Origin of the sequence: Flammeovirga sp. OC4, from assembly GCF_000812565.1 — a bacterium.
In the GTDB taxonomy this organism is placed as follows: domain Bacteria; phylum Bacteroidota; class Bacteroidia; order Cytophagales; family Flammeovirgaceae; genus Flammeovirga.
This window is the reverse complement of the sequence record NZ_JTAM01000009.1, coordinates 89,853-111,228: the sequence shown is the minus strand read 5'-3', so window position 1 is coordinate 111,228 and position 21,376 is coordinate 89,853. Positions and strand designations below refer to the sequence as shown.

The 21,376-nt window shown below is 34.3% G+C and carries 22 protein-coding genes; 15 read left to right on the top strand and 7 right to left on the bottom strand.

Annotated features, from left to right (window positions below; translation table 11 throughout):
• Positions 1–66 precede the first annotated feature (66 nt).
• Complete coding sequence (locus PL77_RS08905) at positions 67–945, top strand: hypothetical protein (protein WP_216595894.1); 879 nt, start codon at positions 67–69, stop codon at positions 943–945.
• A gap of 102 nt (positions 946–1,047) precedes the next feature.
• Here PL77_RS08905 and gldG read toward each other — a convergent pair whose 3' ends face one another.
• A complete protein-coding gene (gene gldG, locus PL77_RS08900; RefSeq protein WP_253273971.1) occupies positions 1,048–2,715 on the bottom strand; it encodes a gliding motility-associated ABC transporter substrate-binding protein GldG in 1,668 nt (555 codons plus the stop codon).
• A gap of 207 nt (positions 2,716–2,922) precedes the next feature.
• Here gldG and PL77_RS08895 point away from each other — a divergent pair, with 207 nt between their 5' ends.
• From PL77_RS08895 to PL77_RS08880, 3 genes are all read left to right on the top strand, one after another.
• Positions 2,923–4,338 carry a CCA tRNA nucleotidyltransferase gene (locus PL77_RS08895; RefSeq protein ID WP_044204041.1) on the top strand — a complete coding sequence of 472 codons (1,416 nt, stop codon included), beginning with the start codon at positions 2,923–2,925 and terminating at the stop codon, positions 4,336–4,338.
• A 33-nt stretch (positions 4,339–4,371) separates the two neighbouring features.
• Positions 4,372–5,397, top strand: a complete 1,026-nt coding sequence (gene hemE / locus PL77_RS08890) for a uroporphyrinogen decarboxylase (RefSeq protein WP_044203911.1) — start codon at positions 4,372–4,374, stop codon at positions 5,395–5,397.
• Between the two features lie 775 nt (positions 5,398–6,172).
• The gene (locus PL77_RS08880; protein WP_082026458.1) at positions 6,173–8,518 is read left to right on the top strand and encodes a carboxypeptidase-like regulatory domain-containing protein; all 2,346 of its coding nucleotides are present in this window, start codon (positions 6,173–6,175) and stop codon (positions 8,516–8,518) included.
• A gap of 130 nt (positions 8,519–8,648) precedes the next feature.
• Here PL77_RS08880 and PL77_RS08875 read toward each other — a convergent pair whose 3' ends face one another.
• From PL77_RS08875 to PL77_RS08845, 6 genes are all read right to left on the bottom strand, one after another.
• Positions 8,649–9,485, bottom strand: a complete 837-nt coding sequence (locus tag PL77_RS08875) for an Rpn family recombination-promoting nuclease/putative transposase (protein ID WP_044203909.1) — start codon at positions 9,483–9,485, stop codon at positions 8,649–8,651.
• A gap of 595 nt (positions 9,486–10,080) precedes the next feature.
• Entirely contained in the window at positions 10,081–11,052 is a 972-nt protein-coding gene (locus PL77_RS08870; protein ID WP_044203908.1) for a hypothetical protein, read from the bottom strand.
• 157 nt (positions 11,053–11,209) lie between these two features.
• Entirely contained in the window at positions 11,210–11,731 is a 522-nt protein-coding gene (locus PL77_RS08865; RefSeq protein WP_044203907.1) for a hypothetical protein, read from the bottom strand.
• Positions 11,732–11,783: 52 nt separating this feature from the next.
• Entirely contained in the window at positions 11,784–12,413 is a 630-nt protein-coding gene (locus PL77_RS08860; RefSeq protein ID WP_044203906.1) for a hypothetical protein, read from the bottom strand.
• A gap of 21 nt (positions 12,414–12,434) precedes the next feature.
• On the bottom strand, positions 12,435–13,067 hold the full coding sequence (locus PL77_RS08855; RefSeq protein WP_044203905.1) for a hypothetical protein: 633 nt from the start codon (positions 13,065–13,067) through the stop codon (positions 12,435–12,437).
• Between the two features lie 618 nt (positions 13,068–13,685).
• On the bottom strand, positions 13,686–14,375 hold the full coding sequence (locus PL77_RS08845) for a S24 family peptidase (RefSeq protein WP_044203903.1): 690 nt from the start codon (positions 14,373–14,375) through the stop codon (positions 13,686–13,688).
• A gap of 104 nt (positions 14,376–14,479) precedes the next feature.
• On the opposite strand from PL77_RS08845, the gene PL77_RS08840 reads away from it, so the two are divergent.
• Genes PL77_RS08840 through PL77_RS31745 form a run of 11 tightly spaced genes read left to right on the top strand, consistent with a single transcriptional unit; the run spans position 14,480 to position 21,364 of the window.
• Positions 14,480–14,686 carry a hypothetical protein gene (locus PL77_RS08840; protein WP_044203902.1) on the top strand — a complete coding sequence of 69 codons (207 nt, stop codon included), beginning with the start codon at positions 14,480–14,482 and terminating at the stop codon, positions 14,684–14,686.
• A 5-nt stretch (positions 14,687–14,691) separates the two neighbouring features.
• On the top strand, positions 14,692–16,761 hold the full coding sequence (locus PL77_RS08835) for a hypothetical protein (RefSeq protein ID WP_052444276.1): 2,070 nt from the start codon (positions 14,692–14,694) through the stop codon (positions 16,759–16,761).
• 35 nt (positions 16,762–16,796) lie between these two features.
• Positions 16,797–17,639 carry an AAA family ATPase gene (locus PL77_RS08830; protein WP_044203901.1) on the top strand — a complete coding sequence of 281 codons (843 nt, stop codon included), beginning with the start codon at positions 16,797–16,799 and terminating at the stop codon, positions 17,637–17,639.
• 34 nt (positions 17,640–17,673) lie between these two features.
• Entirely contained in the window at positions 17,674–18,324 is a 651-nt protein-coding gene (locus tag PL77_RS08825; RefSeq protein ID WP_044204038.1) for a hypothetical protein, read from the top strand.
• Positions 18,321–18,539, top strand: coding sequence for a hypothetical protein (locus PL77_RS08820; protein ID WP_044203899.1), 219 nt, complete (start codon positions 18,321–18,323; stop codon positions 18,537–18,539). Before PL77_RS08825 ends, PL77_RS08820 begins: the two co-directional genes overlap by 4 nt.
• A gap of 13 nt (positions 18,540–18,552) precedes the next feature.
• Positions 18,553–19,263, top strand: coding sequence for a DUF3164 family protein (locus PL77_RS08815; RefSeq protein ID WP_044203897.1), 711 nt, complete (start codon positions 18,553–18,555; stop codon positions 19,261–19,263).
• Positions 19,264–19,312: 49 nt separating this feature from the next.
• Positions 19,313–19,783, top strand: coding sequence for a hypothetical protein (locus PL77_RS08810; protein WP_044203896.1), 471 nt, complete (start codon positions 19,313–19,315; stop codon positions 19,781–19,783).
• Positions 19,780–20,391: a hypothetical protein gene (locus tag PL77_RS08805; protein ID WP_044203894.1), complete on the top strand. Its 612-nt coding sequence runs from the start codon at positions 19,780–19,782 to the stop codon at positions 20,389–20,391. Before PL77_RS08810 ends, PL77_RS08805 begins: the two co-directional genes overlap by 4 nt.
• Complete coding sequence (locus PL77_RS08800) at positions 20,321–20,980, top strand: DUF6633 family protein (protein WP_156152299.1); 660 nt, start codon at positions 20,321–20,323, stop codon at positions 20,978–20,980. The genes PL77_RS08805 and PL77_RS08800 overlap by 71 nt, the downstream gene beginning before the upstream one ends.
• Positions 20,977–21,204 carry a hypothetical protein gene (locus PL77_RS08795; protein ID WP_052444275.1) on the top strand — a complete coding sequence of 76 codons (228 nt, stop codon included), beginning with the start codon at positions 20,977–20,979 and terminating at the stop codon, positions 21,202–21,204. The genes PL77_RS08800 and PL77_RS08795 overlap by 4 nt, the downstream gene beginning before the upstream one ends.
• Positions 21,170–21,364 carry a hypothetical protein gene (locus PL77_RS31745; RefSeq protein ID WP_156152298.1) on the top strand — a complete coding sequence of 65 codons (195 nt, stop codon included), beginning with the start codon at positions 21,170–21,172 and terminating at the stop codon, positions 21,362–21,364. The genes PL77_RS08795 and PL77_RS31745 overlap by 35 nt, the downstream gene beginning before the upstream one ends.
• Positions 21,365–21,376: the final 12 nt, after the last annotated feature.

The window sequence follows — 21,376 nt, the reverse complement described above, 5'->3', positions numbered from 1 at the left end:
TTAATAAATATGGAACTAAGCCTTTTCATTCTTCATCTAATAATTTCTATTGTACTTTTTTTTCTTATGAATTGGATTGGAAAACATTCAATCCATTCAGGGTATATTCAATTATCATTATTTGTAAAATCAGACGACGCACCAGCTTTTAATTTTGTGTATCGTTCCATTGCACCCGTAGTTTATATTACATTAGTTTCCGCAATTCTCTACACATTTAAACAAGATTGGATAATAAAGAACATTTATATGGTAGCAATTTACCATTCGCTCTTTAGATTGATTTTCAATCTGGTTTTTGGAAGATACCTTTTACTTAATTTGAAAACTCAGGTTGCATATATTTTAGTGTCTGTTTCTCTTTCTTATTATGTTTATGAAAATATTATATTAAATAAAGAGTTCTTTTTCCCTAGTTCAGAAAGATTAGGTAATGCATTATGGTTAGGCGTCATTGGTTTTCTGTACCACACATTTAATTCAATAAACTTTGATAGTAAGAATTCAATAAAAAGGAAAGAAAAGTATTTAGAATCTGTATTTGATATATATTATAAAAAATACAATAAAGTAATATCTAACCTGACTCAAAATAAGGAGATTGAATGCCTAATCTTTTCAGTTCTCATTTATGAAAACTTTAATAGACCAAAATTAATTAGAGCCATTGAAAACCAATTTTTCAAGTTTGGAAAAGCTAAGACATTAGGTATTATGCAAGTAACAACTGATAAATTTATTGATGACAATGAAAGTGTAAGATTAGGAAGTTTAAGAATCATTAATGAATATGAATTACATAGGAATGAATGGGATAAAAACCATCACATTCTAAAAGCTTACAACCCTGATATAAATTACATTCATGAAGTAAAGATGATTTACAATGAGTTACTTGAGAAGTATTATAAAGAATTAATTGAAGTTGAGAATATTGATTACTAGAATAAAAAACCCAATAGGAACTATTTATTAAGTTCTATTGGGTTTTATATTTCTTACATTTTAATGATTTACTACTGAAAAGAATCGGATAAAAAAAATTGATTATTTATTATACTTTCTTCTCCTCTGATAAATAAAACCTATCCCTAAAAGAATGGTGATCATCACTGGAACTCCAACGTTAATCCATTGCCACATCGTCTTTTCTTCTCTGATCTTAAAAGAATCTAATGGGCGAATAGTCACCTTTTTATTTCTAGCTAGGATTAAACCATCGTCATCAGTCAAGTAATCCATTGCATTCATTAAAAAGTCAAGGTTGGATAAAGATTGATTCTGAAAACGATCAAACTCTATCGATTCCATTTTCCCTGTAACAGGATTGATTTCATTCTTAATAATATCTGCATCTCCCATTACAATTACTTTACTTTCTTTCTTTCCTGATTTCAGCAAAGTGGATTTATTAATTCCTTTAGGAGGAAAACGATTTGCATACAAAGATTTAAATTTACCCTCCAGTAAATAGGCGACCGGAATATGTGGTGCGTTAAATAATTCTTTTTGATTGACTTCTTTGATTTCATCCAAAGAAATAATGTTAGGCATTTTTCGAGCCCTTGAGTAGTTGGAAGTATAGACTAAAGGAGTTTTCTTAATACCTTTTGACTTTACAGTATCTAATGAACTCACAAACTTACCGTAAACAACATTCATATTTCTTACAATAGGATGTTCTGAGAAGGTATTCAAATACATAAAATAAGGCCATGGAAGTTTTTTCAGATTGGCTTTATCGCCAAAGTTCCCTGCCACAATTTCAATTAACCCTGCCTGTTGATCTTGGATTAAATCAATATTTGGTCTCACTCCTAACCTGAATAATAAATCTTCAATATTTAAATCATAACCAAATGCATAAGTTCCTCCTAATGGAATCGAATCTTTATTCATTTGCACCCTATCCATTAAGAACATGGCATTTCCACCGTTCATTAAATATTGATCGATGTAGTATTTATCTCTATTCGGAAATTTCTTTTTCGGTTGTGCGACAATGATACCATCAAATTGATTCAATGTGCTCATATCATTCACCTCTGCTACATAATATTTATTTTTCAAAGCATTAATAGCTTCAGTCATTTCAACAGGTGTCAGTTCATCATGACCTTGAATGATCGCAATTTTTTTGGTTTGAGTTTGAGAAAGTTCTTTGATTGCACTTGCTAGTTCAAATTCAACCCCTTCAATAGATTGATTAATTTGTTCTTGTGAAGACCTTGCAGAATTACCTTTTAATAAAAGCACACCTTTCTGTTTTCCTTTATAAGAAATCAATGCTCCTGGATAAATCAAACGTTGCGTTTGCTCTCCATTTGCAGAAACATCAAAAAGGGTTGTTTGAGGAATACCTTTTTTGATGATGGACTGCTGAAAGGCTCTTTTTTGTCTTTGGTCAGCAAAATCATTTGGATCAACAAAACGGTAATCTAGTTTTCCGTTAGATTGAATCTTAAATTCATCTAGTGTCTCTTGGATAGATTGTTTTAGATGCTCGAATTCTGCATTCAATGGGCCATCTAAGTATACATCAATTTTCACCTCATCAGGAAGATTATTCAATAACCTTTCCGTAGCAGGATTGATGCTGAATCGCTTCTCTTCGGTCAAGTCCCAACGGAAAAAAAGTTGATCTGAATGTATATTAAGTAATATAAAAAAAAGTACTACTGCAGAAAAAGATAATAGGTCTTCCCACTTACGCATAATCATTGAACAAATTTGCCTGTCATTAAATTTCTCGCAAAATCGGATGTTTACGTGATTTTGCAAAATAATAAATCAAGATTACATCAATTTTTCGAATTGATTTGTCAATTATCAATTATTAATCTCTTTTCTAGCATAAAATAGTGTATTTTTGCTTTTCAGTTTGAATTTATAGTTTTTTAGTACTTTTTGATTGTGTCAGAAATCAATTTTAAAGATACATTAGATAAAAATCCAATTTTCCAGATCGTTGCTAAGAGTGCGCAGGAGGTTGGTTTCAAAACTTACCTTGTAGGTGGTTTTGTTAGAGACTTACTTCTTAAGCGTCCTTCCAAAGACATTGATATAGTATGTGTGGGTAGTGGTATTGTTTTGGCCGAGCAAGTGGCTAAAAATGGTGGCAACCTTCCGTGCAATACTTTCAAGAGCTTCGGAACTGCTATGGTAAAGTTCGATGAATATGAGGTAGAGTTTGTAGGGGCAAGAAAAGAATCTTACCGTAGAGAGTCACGCAAGCCGATTGTGGAAGATGGTACGTTGGAAGACGATCAAAACCGAAGAGATTTTACGATAAATGCATTAGCAATATCTCTTAATCTTGAAGATTTTGGTGATTTGGTCGATCCTTTTGGAGGTGTAGATGATTTGAAGAAAAAGAACATCATTACGCCTTTAGAACCTAACATTACTTTTTCTGATGATCCCCTAAGAATGATGAGAGCGATCCGTTTTGCCTCTCAGCTTTCTTTTGATATAGACCCCGATACTTTCCAGGCGATTACCGACAATAAGGAACGCATTGAGATTGTATCCAAGGAAAGAATCATGGATGAATTGAATAAAATCATCCTCTCTCCACTCCCATCTTATGGTTTTAAGCTTTTGTTCACTTCAGGATTATTGGAATTGATTTTCCCTGAAATGAATAATCTCTACGGCGTTGAACGTAGAGACGGCAAAGGGCATAAAGATAATTTCTATCATACCTTAAAGGTGTTGGACAATGTTGCTGAGAAAACAGACGACTTATGGTTACGTTGGGCGGCAATTCTTCATGATATTGCCAAACCTCCTACCAAGAGATTCAATCCTAAAGTAGGTTGGACATTCCATGGACATGAAGACAAAGGAGCACGTATGGTTCCTGGAATCTTCAAGAGAATGAAATTGCCTTTGAATGATAAAATGAAGTTTGTACAGAAATTGGTACGTCTTCATTTACGCCCTATCGCTTTAGTGAAAAAAGAAGTGACTGACTCCGCAGTTCGCCGTTTGCTTTTTGAAGCAGGCGATGACATTGAAGCTTTAATGACACTTTGCAGAGCTGATATTACTTCAAAGGATGATAAGAAGGTAAAGAAATACTTGGCCAACTTTGATTATGTAGAATCAAGGTTGATCGAAGTTGAAGAAAGTGATCAAATCCGTAATTTCCAGCCCGTCATTACAGGTGAGCGTATTATGGAAACTTTCGGAATCAAGCCTTCTCGTGAAGTAGGACAAATTAAGGATCAAGTTCGTGAAGCAATTCTAGACGGTAAAATCAAAAATACCGAAGAAGAAGCCTTCCCATTTATGTTGAGCATAGGGAAAGAACTTGGGTTAACTCCTGTAGAATAAAAAAACTCCAAACAACTTAATTGAATATATAACATGAATGATTTAATTCTTCGCGCCGCAAGAGGTGAAAAAACAGAAAGAACACCAGTATGGTTAATGCGTCAAGCAGGACGTATTCTTCCTGAATATAGAGCGGTAAGAAGTAGCGTTTCTGGTTTTGTAGAATTATGTCAAACACCTGAATTAGCAGCAGAAGTTACAATTCAACCTGTAGATTTATTAGGCGTTGATGCGGCAATTATTTTCTCAGATATCTTAGTGATTCCTGAAGCAATGGGATTACCTTACGAAATGGTAGAGAAAAGAGGTCCTTTCTTCCCTAATACCATTCAGTCGGAAGCTGATCTACAGAAAATCAGAGTAGCAGATGTTCAATCTGACTTAGGTTATGTGTTAGAAGCAATTAAGTTGACAAAGAAAGAGTTAAATGGTAGAGTTCCTTTGATTGGTTTTGCGGGTGCTCCATTTACTATTTTCTGTTATATGATTGAAGGACAAGGATCAAAAACATTCTCTAAAGCAAAGAAAATGTTCTATACAAATCCTGAGTTCTCACATCAGTTATTACAAATGATCACTGACAGTACGATTGCTTATTTGAAAGCTCAAATCCAAGCAGGTGCTGATATGATTCAAATTTTTGATTCATGGGCTGGTATCCTTTCTCCAGAACAATACAGTGCATTTGCAATGCCTTACATCAACCAAATTTGTGATGCTATCACTGAGGTTCCAAAAACAGTATTTGCTAAAGGTGCTTACTTCGCTAGAGAAGCCATCGGAAGAAGCAACTGTAATACGGTTGGTTTGGACTGGAACATGGACGTTGCTGAGTCAAGAATGTTGACCAACGGTAAAGTACTTCAAGGTAACCTTGATCCATGTGCTTTATACGGTTCTAATGCTGATGTTGAAAAAGCGACAAAAGTAATGTTGGATAAATTCGGTCCTGATAAGCATATCGCTAACTTAGGCCACGGTGTTTACCCAGATATTGATCCTGAAAAAGTAAAAGTATTTATTAATACTGTGAAGGAATACTCTGAAAAAATGAGATAATCCTTATCGGAATAAAAGCATAGAAAAGTCTGTAGGTCTTCGTGATTTGCAGACTTTTTTTGTTTCAAGCTATTTCTCCTAGTTATATTACTGGTTCAAGTCTTAAGCTGAAAGCGTGACTTGGACCTAAATCTGGAAAAAGTCTGTAGACTTTTAGTTATAAATAGTGTTACTTCAACTATAAGTCTTCAGACTTATACCAATTGTAAGCACAAGTGACACCTCCGGTTTAACACTTGCGCTAGACTGAGAAAATATGAAATTTGAAATAATCTAAAATTAGTAAACTCCCAAACCTGGTACAATACCCGCATTAGTAAGAAGATAGATTAATAGGATTGATATGAAATAATGAATTATGATAAACTTTAAGGAATACATATGCTTCTTTTTATATAAAAAAAAGAAAAAAAGTAGATGAGCTATTATAAATCCCAACTCAAAAAAAATCATATATTTTGAACTTTGAGTACCTGATCCATAGAAAAAAAAGACAAGCATCACGGATATAATTTTTTGAATCACATAATACAATACACTGAGCAATATTATAAACAATAACTTAATTTTCATCTGTAACTTCAACATCTATATTAAAATTATTCCTCATTATTTGAAAGAACTCTATATTCTCAATGCCTTCCATATTCATACCAAACGGAAATAGTTGTTTTCTCTTTCATATTATTTTTTTTCATCACGCATAGGGGTAAAACATACTCTTGGTGTCATCATCATGTAAACAAAATTAAATGCTCTTAAATCAATTTTTAAAATGATGAAAAAAACTATTTGCTCTATGCTTTTCTTGTTATTAGTTACTACAGCCTTTACTCAGGAACTCAAACAAGTAATCAGAGGTCAGATTGTCGACGCCACTTCTAAAACTCCCCTAGCATTTGCTACCATAATTGTTACTTCCTTGGAAACTCCACTAGGCACTGTTGCAGACGACCAAGGCAATTTTAGATTAGAAGGCATTCCAGTTGGTCGACAAAACTTAAAAGTAACTTTGGTGGGTTATGAACCTGCAATAGTCAATAATTTGATGCTGAATTCTGCAAAGGAATTAGTCCTTACCATTCCTCTAAAAGAAAGTGCTACTCAAATGGAAGAAGTAGTGATTCGGGCTTCAGAGGGAAATGGTAAAACATTAAATGAAATGGTCAGTGTGAGTGGACAGTCTTTCACGGTGGAACAAACAGAAAGATTAGCTGTTTTTGATGACCCTGCCAGAGTTGTAGCCTCTTTTGCCGGGGTGACTACAGGTAACCTAGATGATAATGGTGTGGTGATTAGAGGAAATGCCCCCAAAGGTGTTTTGTGGAGATTAGAAGGTGTTGAAATTCCTAACCCGAATCATTTTGGAGGTCTTGGTTCTTTTGGTGGCGGAGCAATATCTGCACTAAGCGGTCTGATGTTAGGTGATTCTGACTTCTTAACGGGTGCTTTCCCTGCCGAATATGGAAATGCGATGTCAGGTGTTTTTGATATGCAGTTTAGGAATGGAAATAATGAAACTTCCGAACATGCCGTTCAATTGGGAACATTAGGATTGGATATCTCTTCTGAAGGTCCTTTTTCAAAAAATAGTAATGCGTCTTATCTCTTTAATTATAGATATTCAACGCTTGCACTAATAAAGCCTATTCTTCCTGAAGATAATGGTATTCCAACCTATCAAGATCTAAGTTTTAAAATTAATGTTCCTACTCAAAAAGCGGGTGTATTTTCTATTTGGGGTTTAGGCTTAATTGACGGTATCGATTCAAAAGCCAATAATGACACCACCGAATGGGTTTCTGAATACGATAGTTATTCTGATCTAGGTACATTCAGAACAGGAATTTTAGGTTTAACGCATAATTATTCCTTTAGCAATAAAACCTTTTTAAAAACATCTATAGTGGCTTCACATGAATATAAACGGTACGAAGAAGAGCGTTATGATTTTCTTTTAGATGCATTTCCAACTAGGGATCTGAGTATTAAAAATAACAAATGGACAGCATCAACAGTATTGCAACATAAGTTTAATGCCTCTCACTTCAACCGAACGGGAGTAATTGTCAATCAATTGCATTACAATTCTAAATTAGCTTTCTCTCCTGAGTTTAAAGATCCATTACAAACCTATTTGGATGAACAAAGTACCATTAATACTTATCAGTTTTTTACACAATCACAGTTTGATTTAACCTCTCGCTTAAAATTAAATGTAGGTATTCATAGCCAATATGTAAATTTCAACGAAGAGTTGACGTTTGAACCTAGAGCAAGCCTATCCTGTCAAATCTCTCCCAACAGGTCCATTGGATTTGCTTATGGTAAACATTCCAAACTAGAACCATTGCCATTGTATTTTAGTAAAATTGAGGATAATGGTGTAGTGACTCAACCTAATACATCCTTACCTCTATCTAAATCGCATCATTATGTTTTTTCATATGATTGGAATATTAATGACAAAATTACACTTAGTATCGAACCCTACTACCAACGCCTCTATGACGTCCCCGTAATTCCAGATAGTTCATACTCAGCTATTAATATTGATGCTCAATGGCTGTATGAAGATAAAATGGAAGGAACTGGAACAGGTGAAAACATGGGAATAGACATCACTTTATCAAGAAGTTTGAATCAAGGATTTTACTATATGTTTACCGGTTCTGTCTTTGACTCAAAATACAAGGGAGGTGATGGTATTGAACGTAATACTAGATTCAATAGAGGATTTGTAATCAATGCTATCTATGGTAAAGAATGGGTGGTTGGAAAATCAAAAAATAAAGTATTAGGCCTTAGCGGTCGTTTGAATCTTCTTGGGGGAAAATATACCACTCCTTTAGATACAGAGGAAAGTATGGATCAAAAAGAAGCCATCTATGATGAATCAAAAATTTATACGGAGAAACAAGATCCATCCTACCGTTTAGATATTTCGTTCTATTGGAAAATTAATAAAAGAAGACATACAGGCACATGGAAATTACAGCTATTAAATGCCCTTGGTAGTAAGGATGATTATGGTTATTTATACAACTATCAAACTCAAAACCTTGAGAAAGCTGATGCCCAAATTGTCATTCCTTCATTAGCTTATAAAATAGAATTTTAATTTTTTGCCCTTGTGGATTGTGAGGTGTGAGGCATTTTGTCTTTACAGAATTAGTAATAATTATAGCTTTAGTGAATAAATGAAAGATTATAACTCTGTAGGGCCAGAATGCCTTGTGGTTCACGATCCACTAGGTATTAGCGATCGCCTTTACTTCGTCAATTGATAAACCTGTACCTTGGGCTACTTGCTCTATTGGTAAACCCATTTGAAGTAAATTTTTAGCTGTCTTTATATTAGCATCTCTTCTTCCTTTCTCCTCTCTCATATCCAAAGTATTGGTGTAATCACGAAAACGCTTTAAATCCTCATCATAGATTTCTTGATCAGCTTTTGGAAGGGCTGTATATTCTGCTAATTTCAGTACTTTTCTAAAAATGTGCTCCTTCAAAACAGATGGCATTTGCTCAAAGGTGGTGATATTATTTAAAAGGTAAAGCCATTTGTCAAAATTAGTTTTCAAGTCTTTCTCTTGCTTTCTAAACTTTGGCAATTCTAAATACACAAACTTCAGTTTTTTATAGAAGACTTGATTCTTTTGATTTTTCAGCTGTACGATATGATGGAAATCTTCATCCCTTTCTTCAAAGATAAAATCCATAATAGAGATGACATAAACCGCTTTTAATTCATAATCCCACCCTTTCCCTCTTTTAGCTTGTTCTTGAATGGGAAAAGATGAATAATAGATTGTCCGATCTTTAAAATGTATTTGTTCGGCACGTTGCAACTCCACGATAAACTTTTCACCTTGATCATTTTCACAATATAAATCATAAATGGCCTTGCGATCCGTGTCATTTTTAGGTAAATGCTCTGTAGATTTATAGGTCAAATCATAGATTTGATCTTCGGCAGGTAATACCGAGTTCAAAAAATCAATGAGAATATCTTTATTGGCTTCTTCTCCAAATATTTTCTTAAATCCGAAATCCGTAAATGGATTGATATAACGTGAAGTGCACATAACTGTTGTCCGTTTATGGGGTAAATATAGTGAATTTTTGATTTGTATTTGGGGATAAGTAACCCCCACAAGGTTTTATCTTGTGGGGGTTTGTATTTTGTTGTGATAAGTTGGAAACTTATACAATTGAACAGTTCTAAGTAACGCCTACAGCTTTATAATTAGAGCAGTAGGATACGAATCCCCTGATTAACATATAAAAGCTTTATATCCAGAATAGTTAAGTGTAACTTAAGATTGAAAATATTTAATATTATAAAACGTCGATAATTTTTTTCCACATTTAGGGCAATAATAAATTCTAATTCTATCTTCTATACTTTTACCTAAATAAAAATCTAAGGATTTTTCTTGGAAAATACTTCTTGGATGTGGTTTGTACTTTTCTATAAATATATAAGTTGATTCTTTTAATGTATTCTTATATAAAGCTTCAAAGCTAGTACAACAATATTTCATTTTAATCAATTGTTTTTTTTATCTCATTAAATAATTCCTTGACATACTTATCTTTAGTGTAATACTCTTCTCCTATTAAAAGCTTATAAATAAAAAAATGAAAAGTTTATTCATTAATTCTCTGTTTGGCATATCCTTATTTAATTCCCTCTTTTAAACTCTTATAAAAAAGTGTCTTCTTCAAAACATTATCTAAATCAATCCCCACTTGTTTATCTTCCATCTCGTCATCTACCTTATACCCTAGTAATTTAGAGAAATCATCCTCATACAAATCCAAATAATAAAGACGACCGAAAAGGTATACTTCATAATAAAAGTAATCATAATTAGACGGCTTTATCTGTTTGACAAATCCTTTCTCAATTTCTTCTTCTGAGTATATTTTTTTTATTACATCTGTATATTTTGATACTAGTTCACTATGGGTTGAGTCTTTTTTGAGTGAAATTTTCTCATATAGCATAATTTGAAGTAAACCTCTCTCTATAAGTTTTAAACACTCTTTATAATAATTGAAATGATAATAAACTTCAAAACTTAAATCAGCATATTCGTTTACAGTACTATAACAAGAAGTAGATGTGGATGTTCGGTTTGTGCTTTTCAACATTTCTAGATAGTAATATGCTTTTTCATAATCTTTATGTTTAATAAAATATTTGGTCAATTTTTCTAGAGTGGAAATTTTAGCATCATTTTTATCTTCATAAGATATTCTTCTAAACCTTCGATTAGATGTATCTGAAAAATAAAAAGTAAAATTATCCTTGATCTCAACTAATTTATAGTCATCTATTGTCTTTATTAACTCAAGATCGATGGAATGTGCTTTTTCTACTGAATCGACTGCTTGATAGAAAGACGATAAATCATGCATTACTAATGGGCAGAAGAGAGATTTTGGATAATCTTTCAAAAAGTTTTCTGAATCGTAAATGGTCCTTCTAACAACATTATTCGTAAAATTCCATTCTATATCATTAAAAATTAGTAAATCATACTTGCCTTTCAATTTATAATATTCAGTTGTATCACTTTGAACCAGAAGATCTTGAGCAAAACTAGTGCTAGAAATAAAAATAAATAGTATTAGAGTTCTTGTCATGATGAAGTTTACTTATAGAGTTATTTGATTGATGCAGTTGTGTTTTTAATCTAACAAGCCACCTTTGCGGGGGTAGATTATGGTGTTATTCAATTGGACAGTTCTAAGTAACGCCTACGGCTTTATACTTACACCAAATAGGGATTTTTCATAATATTTACAATAGTTTCAGTTCTAACTCTATATCAGTTTTTGTTCTTTCACTCTTTCCAAAAATTCTCTTTTGATTAAAGTTCACATCATCAATTTTAATTTTTCCATCAAGCCAAACCGTTTCATAACTTTTATACGATGTTAAATCAATAAAATAGTACTTAATGTCTCCTCTAATACTTGAATAATGAAAGAAATAAGTATAAAATGAATTACTTGTTTGTCTTTCTTCAATGTGAATGAAATTTTGATCAAATTCAATTTCTTCAAAATGTTTGATGTGATCCTCAACAATTAAAAATATGGCTTTACCTTCTTCTACAACATTACAATCAGGTACTTTTACTAACATTACTTTAGTTGTATCATTAGAATTGTATTGATAATCAACACACTCAGTCGAAACACATTCCAGCCAACTATCAATTAAATAATCAGATAATAAACTTTTAAGAGATTGAACTTCTTGAGCATTAATATTAGTTGTGACGAAAAAAAATACTGAAAGAATTAGTTTACTTTTCATAGGTTTACAGGCAATAGGTTGACTTTAAATTTGATGTTATAGCATAGAGTTATTAATATGAATAATAAAGATCAATATTAAGCGTATCATTGTCAATATACTTTACCCATCCTCTTTCTTTTATTTCAAACTCTTCGGGGGTCTCCAGTAAAACCCAATCATTTAACACCTTAACTGCAAAATAGATATTTTCTTTACTTACCCTAACATCTGCAGAAGTGGTATTTGGAAATTGCTTAAGTGATACATTTGATTTTGGTGTAATGATACAACCTTGAATGTGCTTTTCTATACTTTCTGTATAAACTCCATTTTGATGAGGGATCATATAAATATCATCATCTACGCTCACCAAATAACCATCCTTTATTTCTTTAGCTCGCTTAAAATAGAAAATATTATACTCAAGAAATTGAACTACATCTTTCTCATTAAAATACCTACAATAATTCCTATTGTAACTACATGTATCTTTATAAAAGATAATCTTTTCATTTGTCATCTTTAAAGCAGGAGATGACAGATTACTCTGATGATATATTTTTAAAGTATCATTATTTTCTTTAAAATATTGAGCATTTATAATTAAAAATTGCTTCTGTTTTTCATTTCTTGGTACCTCTTGTTGGCTTACAAAAAATAATTGTATTGATAATAAAATACTAAGTAGCACTACTTTCATTTCTTCCCATATAAATTTCTGTTATCTCTTTTTCGACCCATCCTTATTCTGAACATCTATATTAAAGATTGCTCTCACTGATAAATTAAAAAGATAGGATTCATCATTGTGATCAATTACTGTACCCGGAATAATATCTGAAATAAAAGCCAACTGAAATAAGCCAAAATTAACCCCTAATTCTGGTGAAAAACCTATGGCTTCATATCTTTTTAGTGGAACTTCTATACTTGGCCCCATGTCATCATCAGAACGCAAAGCACTCTTTGTCCTATAATATCCTATGCCCAAGCCTATATGAGGACGCACTTTACTCTTTCCTATATAATATTTTGCTTTAAGAGTGTAATCAACAACATTTGATAGTACGATTGCATCGAAAGGTAAATAAACCAAATAATCATCTTCATGTTTTCGAGCTAAAAATTGCATACTCATGCTTCCATTTCGTTCAAAACCGAATGACCAATGTGAAGTGTGATTATAGTAAAAATTGATATTTAAACTGATTCCTACTCCGCCAATACTGATATCATCAATTTTTCCAGTATATACTTCTAAACCTGTACCGATACCAAAAGTAAATTTTTCATTTTGAGCAAGTAGAAAATTATTGATGCATAAAAAAATGATGATAAACAATAGTCGCTTCATACTAATTTATAGGGGGCAATACATAATGTACACATACTAGGGGGCGAAAATCCCACCAAAACAACCCCAAAAACCGCCTTTACGACAGCATAAAGGCGGTTTTTCTGCTTTATAAGAGTAACCTACTAAAACAAAACATATTGTGCAGAAACTTTCTTTTACTTTCTTTTTACTTTCTCTTCTTCTGGATAAAGGAAAGTAATGGGGTGGAAACTTTCTCAAACGCTCAAAATAAGCCTGTATGGGGCTGTTTTGGGCGTTTTTAGTTTCCCTTTAATACTAATTGAACCCGAATTAAAGAGCGTATTTTATAGACCGTTAGGAGGTGTTGAAAGGTGTGTTTTTTTGAGTTGGGTTGTCAGTTGGACAGTCAGTTGGACAGTCATAATGTTGTATCAAAGGGTGTTTTAGATAGGGTGTAATGACAAAAATAAGCTCTAAAACTGCAAAAAAGTGAAAACTCAAAGGGGGTTAATGCACTTTAAGAAACACAAAAAACCGCTATTACGGTATTGTAAAGGCGGTTTTTGGGGCATTTTGATGTTTTTAGGTGCGTGGAAAAGGTGTACAATTTGACAATTTAACGACTTTTCTGATCTATAATTCTAACAAAAAAAATTATTCCATTCTAATAACTCCAGTAACTAGAGCTAAACTTAAAATTTCATCTTTAGATACATCAAAAGGAGGGTATTTATCGTTGTCACTTACAATTTTTACTGACATTTTAGACTCTTCTGAAGGAAAGAGCCTTTTTACTAATGTTCCTTGATCTCTAATATACATTACATAAGTTTTTCCCCATTGAATAATATTGGTATTATTTAATTTTTTACAAGCGACAATATCTCCACTATTATATTTAGGGTACATACTACTTCCTTTAACTCTTATCATAAAATCTACTCCTGTAAAATCAGGAACATTATAATATTCATTTATGTCTTTCTCCATAATTGATACGTCTCCACCTGCCATTCCAGCAAAAGCATGTGTGGGTATTAATGGAGTTCCTGTAGAAATAGGTCTAACTTCAGTTTCCATTTTAAATGATCCTTGTGGCTGAAAAGTTGAGGCAAGTAACATATTCCCGCACCCTGTAAGTAACCAAGTTGGGTTGATTTCAGGGAAAGCTCGTAGTATATTCTCAATCTTATCAGATCCTATTGATCCATTATTCTTAAAAAGCTTATTAAAATAACTATTAGAAGCACCTACTTCTTTAGAAAATCGATTGATTGTAATATCTTGATTATCAATGAATTGCTTGATTCTCAGTGAAATGCTCGTATTATTTTCTGTAATCATGTTGTTTAGTTCGTAATATTTTCTATATATTTGTAATGTAAAACAAAGTTATTTGTTCAACAGAACAAACGAATATATGTATAATTTAAACAACCTCAATAATTATGGCAGGAAAAATCAATATACCTACAAGTTATATACAGCAAGTAGCAGAAGAAATGAGTACGAGTAAATCAACAGTAAGGTATGCAGTGAGGTACGCATATAATACACCTCTACATCAAAGAATTAGAGCTCGTTTAAAAGAGATGCTTGAGAATGAAGCTAAACAAATTATTGTCGATACAGGAGTAGAAGAACGTAAAGTTTAATTGAAATGTCTTTCGACTTCATCAATAATAAACTATGTGTTGAAAGTAAATGGCTTTATGAAGAAGCTGAGGTTATAACTAAAGTAAATTACGATAATCTTAGTAGAAGAGGAAAAATAGAGATACTTAGAAGAGGAGGTAATGGACGCACTGCCCTAGTTTCATACGAAAGTATCCCTCAACGTTTCCGAGATAAGATCGAAGAGAAGTTTGGAGACCCTCACAAGATTTACCGCCGGAATAGCTTCTTTAATTTCCTTGTAATTGATACTAAAGCCAAAAAGTTTTTTGATGATTACACTTTCGATAGTGAAAACGGAAAACGAAAAGCTTTACCCGAAGCCAGACGCATAGAATACACCGCAAATGCCTCAGTGCTCAATGCTATTCAAGAATACAGCAACTTCATGATGGCAAAACGTCAAGCACTGGGAGGAAGAAAAGGTAAACTTTGGGAGAAGATCGCTGACCTAGTGGCAGAACTCCCACGACATACCTGGGCACATAACCTACCCAAGAACACCCGTCGACTTCGTGAGCGGTTAGACAAGTATAAAAAAGGAGGTTATGAGGTACTGATTCATCGAAACTTCTGTAATAACAGTAGTAGCATACTCACAGAAGATGCAAGAATGTGGCTGTTTGCCATGTGGGCGAATCAGGTCAAGAAAGTAACAAGTGTTCCCCACCTTTGGGAGCTTTACAACAAGAAAGCAGAGGAAGAAGGTTGGAAGACACTGAAAGATGAAAGAGCCATCCGCTCGTATTTGTACCAACCCGAAGTTGAAAGTATGTGGATTAGTCACCGTAGAGGATCTTTAGCAGCAAAAGGAAAATTCGATTACCTGCATTCAACTGAATTGCCTTCAGTAAGAGATGCCCTTTGGTATGCTGATGGTACAAAGCTGAACTATTACTACTTAGATGAAAATGGAAACATGAAAACCATGTTTGTCTATGAGGTAATGGATGCATACAGCGAAGTACTCCTTGGTTATTCATTTGCAAAAACGGAAAACTACGAAATGCAGTTTAGTGCTTTCAAAATGGCTTCTCAAGTTTCAGGGCATAGACCTTATGAGTTGAAGTTTGATGGTCAAGGTGGTCATGGTAAACTTGAAGCAGGTAATCTTCTAAATAAGATTGCAAGGTTGAGTATCAAAACACAGCCTTATAATGGTAACTCTAAGACCATTGAAAGCACTTTTGGTAGATTCCAACAAAGATACCTGAAGCAAGATTGGTTCTTCACTGGCCAAAACATTACTGCTACTTCAGAAGAGAGTAAAAAGAATGAAGAGTTTATTCTTGCAAACAAAGCAAATCTTCCTACTGAAGCAGAAGTAAAAGAAGCCTACAAGAAACGTCGTGACGAGTGGAACAATGCACCACATCATGTCACAAAGATTCCACGCTCTCAAATGTACCGTGATAGTGTAAACGAAGAAGCTGTTGAGCTTACTATTTGGGATATGGTTGATTTGTATTGGATCGAAAGACCAAAACCTATTACATGCACTAAAGTGGGGTTAGTCTTTACAGAAGATGGTGTAAAGAAACGCTATGTAGTAATGAATGGTAGTACTCCAGATGTTAAATGGCTAAACGATAACATAGGCAGACAGTTCTGGATTAAGTATGACCCTGAAAATACTGAATATGTTAAACTCTATACAAAAGATGCATTAGGATTAGAGTTCAAAGCAAATGCAGAGTTGAAACCAATCACGCACAGAGCCATCCAAGAGCAGGAGGAATGGGAAGCTTCTTATTATTCTGAGGTAGATAAAAAGATCAAGGACCTTAGAATTGAAAGAGTAAAGAAAGCAGATGAAATTCTTGCAGAGTTTGGGATGCGTGCAGAAGACTATGGTTTAAATGCTCCTTCTATTAAAGGGGTAACAAGTAAAAAGAAAAAAGTCAAGAAAGGCAAAGCTAAAAAAGTAAAAGAAACAAGCATTGGTGAAGTGTACAAAAGTGAATCAAATATGGATACCCTTATTGATACACAAAAAAACACCGATAACAATGATGAAGACGGCAATTCTTCAAACAAGTTATTCGGTGTTCTATAAATCCTTTGTGAGTAAGAATTTAAATCAAATTTACGATGACAAATTTACAAAAAGATCAGATCATTCAAAAATTAAGGGCATTTATTGATCATGTAGGAAGCCCGGAGAAAGCATCAAACATCATTGGTGTAAGTAATGTAAAACTCAGAGACCTTGCAAGTGGCAAGGTCGGCAAAACCTCAGACGAGATTTTTCTTAAAGTGGCAGATGGTGTGGGTTGGTCTTCTAAACAATGGAATGGGGTAAAAACAAGAGACTTTCAGTTTATTCAAAATGTAGTAAAGTTTGCCCAAGATGAAAACGAAGCACTTGCTATTACAGGTGAAGCAGGAAGTGGTAAGAGTTACGCACTTAGAGAGTATAGTAACAACCACAAAAACGTCTTCCTATTGAAATGTGGTGAGCATTGGAACAAAAGGTACTTTCTTATTAAGCTACTTCGAGCAATGGGAAAAGAAGATACAGGATCAATACCTGAAATGGTAGATACAATTGTAGATGTTCTTAAGAAAAAAGAAAACCCTTTAGTAATTCTTGACGAAGCCGACAAACTAAGTGATCCAATATTATACTTCTTCATCACGATTTATAATGAGTTAGAGGAAAAAGTTGGTTTTGTGCTTTGTGCTACCAATCACCTTGAAAAGAGAATTAAAAGAGGATTGAAACTCAATAAAAAAGGATTTAAAGAGATCTACTCAAGAATCAAGAGGAAGTTTGTAGAGCTAAAAGGAGTTTCTAATGATGATATCTACATGATATGTCAAATAAACGGTGTTGAAGACAGAGGAAAGATTAAAAAAATTCAAGAGGATAGTGAGATGGATCTCCGCAGAGTGAAGCAAAATGTTAGAGCTTATCTACATGATATTGCATGAGCCACTCCATCTTCACTATAAACTAAGATATAAAATGAGTGAACTTAAAAAACAACGCAGACAAAGAAGAAGCAGAGCTATAACAGTAGACCAACTCAGCAAAAAAAGATTTACCACTTTCAACTTTCAAGGACAATGGAAAGATGCATTCGGAATGCCAGAGCAAACGGGCATATGGATTATTTGGGGCAATTCAGGCAACGGAAAAACAAGATTCTGCTTGCAACTCGCCAAGTACATGGCAAGCTTTTGCAAGGTCGCCTACAATACGCTGGAAGAGGGAGCAAGACGCTCCTTCCAGAAAGGTATAGAGGAAACAAGAATGGTCGATGTTAAACGCCGATTCTTGATACTTGACCGAGAACCCATTGAGGAGTTAAAGGAAAGACTCAAAGGCAGGCAAAGCCCCAAGGTGATCATCATCGATTCTTTACAGTACACAGGGATGGACAGACAACAATATATAGAGCTGAAAGAAGCCTTCCCAAATAAGATGTTTGTTTTTATCTCACATGCAGAGGGTAAAAATCCTGCTGGCCGTACTGCCAACTTTGCCCGCTATGATGCAGATGTAAAAATAAGAGTGGAAGGCTACAGAGCTTTTCCAGTATCGAGGTACGGAGGAGGTGAACCCTTCACGATATGGGATGAAGGAGCAAGTAAATATTGGATTGACAAAGAATGAAACTTGAAGTTATGGGTAATAATTATCAAAGAAGTATCAGCTACGTACTCCGTTATGGGTATAAAGGTTGGGTGGTCGAATATGAAGACATAGGGCTCAGTCACAAAAGAATTTACAAAGGCACTAAAGACGGGTACCCCGATCAAAGAGGATATTCCTGGAGAGCCTTGAAGACCAAAATCAATCATCAAGAAGAAGAAATCAATCACAACTAAATCAAAAAAAACAATGAAAGGAATTAGTGTATCTGAAATGACCTCAGAGCAAATTGAGCAACTGGAAAAAGAACTGGAGCAACGCAAAAAGAAAGAAGCAGCTGCTAAAACACGGGCAAAGAAATCATGGGAAAATAGACGTGATGGGTTTGTGGGGAAATCATGTCAAATGGCATTGGTTTTATCTGATGGAGACAATGGAACTATTGACTATGTATCTTCTACTCTTAGCACCATCAAATCAGGAGGTTTGAAAGGCTTTAAATCGTGGGCTTTTGAGCAAGCAGACATGTTGCAGGAAGAACTATTAGACCTTTACCAAGGTAACAATAAAAGCTTGAATAACTATTTCTTAAAGACCACTGATGAGAAGTACAAAGTAGAAGTAAAAACACAGATCAAACCCGTCTACGATGAAACATTTGAGTTAGGAATAGAGAAAATTCGTGAATGGCTATCATCGACGGTAAAGAAAGCACATAAAAACGTGACAATGATTGTGGAGCGTTTACTTTCAAAAAACAAAGATGGGCAGTACAACAGCACCAAGATTTTGGATCTGTTATCAATGAAGAAAGAAATCAAAGCTCCTCTTTTTTCTGAAGGGTGTGATCTGATTATGGAGTCGGTAAAAAAGGGGGAAACTACTCGTTATATCCGTTTCTATAAAGCCAATCAAGATGGAAAGTTTATCCATATCTCAATTCAGTTTTCAGCATTGTAATTACGGGTGGGGCTAGTGCCTCACCTTCCACTCAAAAACCCTTACTGCCATGACAGCAAAACAAAGAAAAATGTTCTTTGCCTACCTCAATACTTTGGGGATCAAAGAGCAGAGAAAAGACATTGTGTTACAGTATACCGAAGGTCGAACGGACAGTACCAAGGAAATGACCCAAGATGAGGTACTGCTGATGCTTCAAGACCTTTTAATCCAGATTAATCCGCCAGAGTATGAGGTGCAAAAAAAGGAAGTTTCAAAAATGCGTTCAAAGATCATTGCCATTGCGAGTAAAATTGGAATGGTGGAATTGAAAGAAAACTTCAAAGAAACTGACTGGAGTTATTTCAACGCATGGATGATGCAATACGGCTATCTCCATAAACGTCTTCCGAAATATAAACTCAACGAACTTCCTAAACTCGTCAGTCAGTTTGAACAAATGGAAAAAAACATCGGCAAGGTAAAGTTTTATGATTATGTGGATGATATTCTTGCCGAAAATAACATTAGTACCACATGAAAGTAAGGTTGAAGAAAAAGGGGTATACAGGCAGTTTTACCGTGATCTACAACGAAAAGGGAGGACTTAAAGAATTGACAAATTCGATGAAGTATCAAAAGCAGTTCCCCGAAAAAGAGAAAGTGGTAGAATTGTTTGAGCATTTCCCTTGGCATCAGGATAGTTTGGAAGAAGCAAGAGCATTTTTCCGAATAGAAGTAATGACAGAAACCAAGTCTGCTCCTGATAAAACTCTCAACGCCTTCTATGCTTCCTATTACGGATTGATCCGCAAGGAAACGGGAACCTCTCCGGCAATGGATTATAAACAGAAAGCCGGAATGAAAAAGATAGTAGAGTTTTGTAAAAATCTATCCAAGGAGTTTCTAAAAGACCAAAACTGTACAGAGGAACAAGTCAGCGAGCAAGCAATAAACCAATGGCGTTTTATTTGCCAGCACTGGGACTTTATCAAAAAGCATAAACCCTTTGTAGGGCGAAGATTGCAACCTTCAGAGATCGTCAGTCATTTAAGCGAAATATTACAACTGTTTAGAGATGAGTACAAAAAGCAACAACCACCAACTTCCACAGACAATCAAGCAAGACTTGACAATCTCTACGGGTAATAACAAAGCAATCCATTTGATTCTTTCAGAAGAAAATAAGTTTGAATTGCTGGAGTACCAAACAGATCTGACCGTCGGAAAAGCATTGACAGGGGTTTCTATTGCAAAACTGAAAAAGGAAAACAAGACTGAATTAATGAAAGCAATTCATATCGCATTGCAGATGCTTTTTTCCACATTCAGAATTAAGAACAAGCCCGAAACCGATTTTGAAATCATGCAGGTGGTAATGCTTATCGCTAAGAAATATTATTACCTCCGATTGGATGAGCTATTGTACTGTTTTCGCAGGGTACAAGAAGGAGCTTACGGCAAGGTATACGGAGCGATAGATAATCAGACTATTTGTGATTGGATAGACAAGTACGACGTGGAGGAGAGAACGCCTTTTGTGAGTCATCAGCAGATAGATGCTCACGGCAGACGTAAGAAGGATAGAGACCTTTCCAGGGCATCCCCTGATGAGATGAAGGCACTCTATAAAAAGATGCAGGAAAAGCCTAATACTCCTCCTCCCAAAAATGATAAGGATGCGGAATACAGGGCGTTTAAAGCAAAGTATTTAATGGATAAAATTTTAAAGAAATGAACAAACGTAAGATTATTTTCTCTCATCTATGGGTTAGTGGATTCGGTTGGGAAAACACTATTCTTGACTCAGATGATTTTGAAGAAATAGAGCTGTTAGGTATCAATGAAGTTGATGGAGAAATCTTTGTCGGACTTCAAGACAATAAAGTAGAACGAATCCTAAAAGTGGATTCTAAAACCAAGAAAAATGAACATAAAAACACTAAGAATCTGCCTAATTAATCAATTAGTAGATAACTGGAGAGATGTTACAGCTCCAGAAGACTTCCTATCCATGAGAGCGGAAATGATCCGTTTTGCTGATATTCTAATCGAAGGTTTTCAAGAGAAAGGGGTATTGGTGTTTGGTGGGGTAATGTATTGTAAAGAAGTTGAACTTTAAATTTTTAATGAA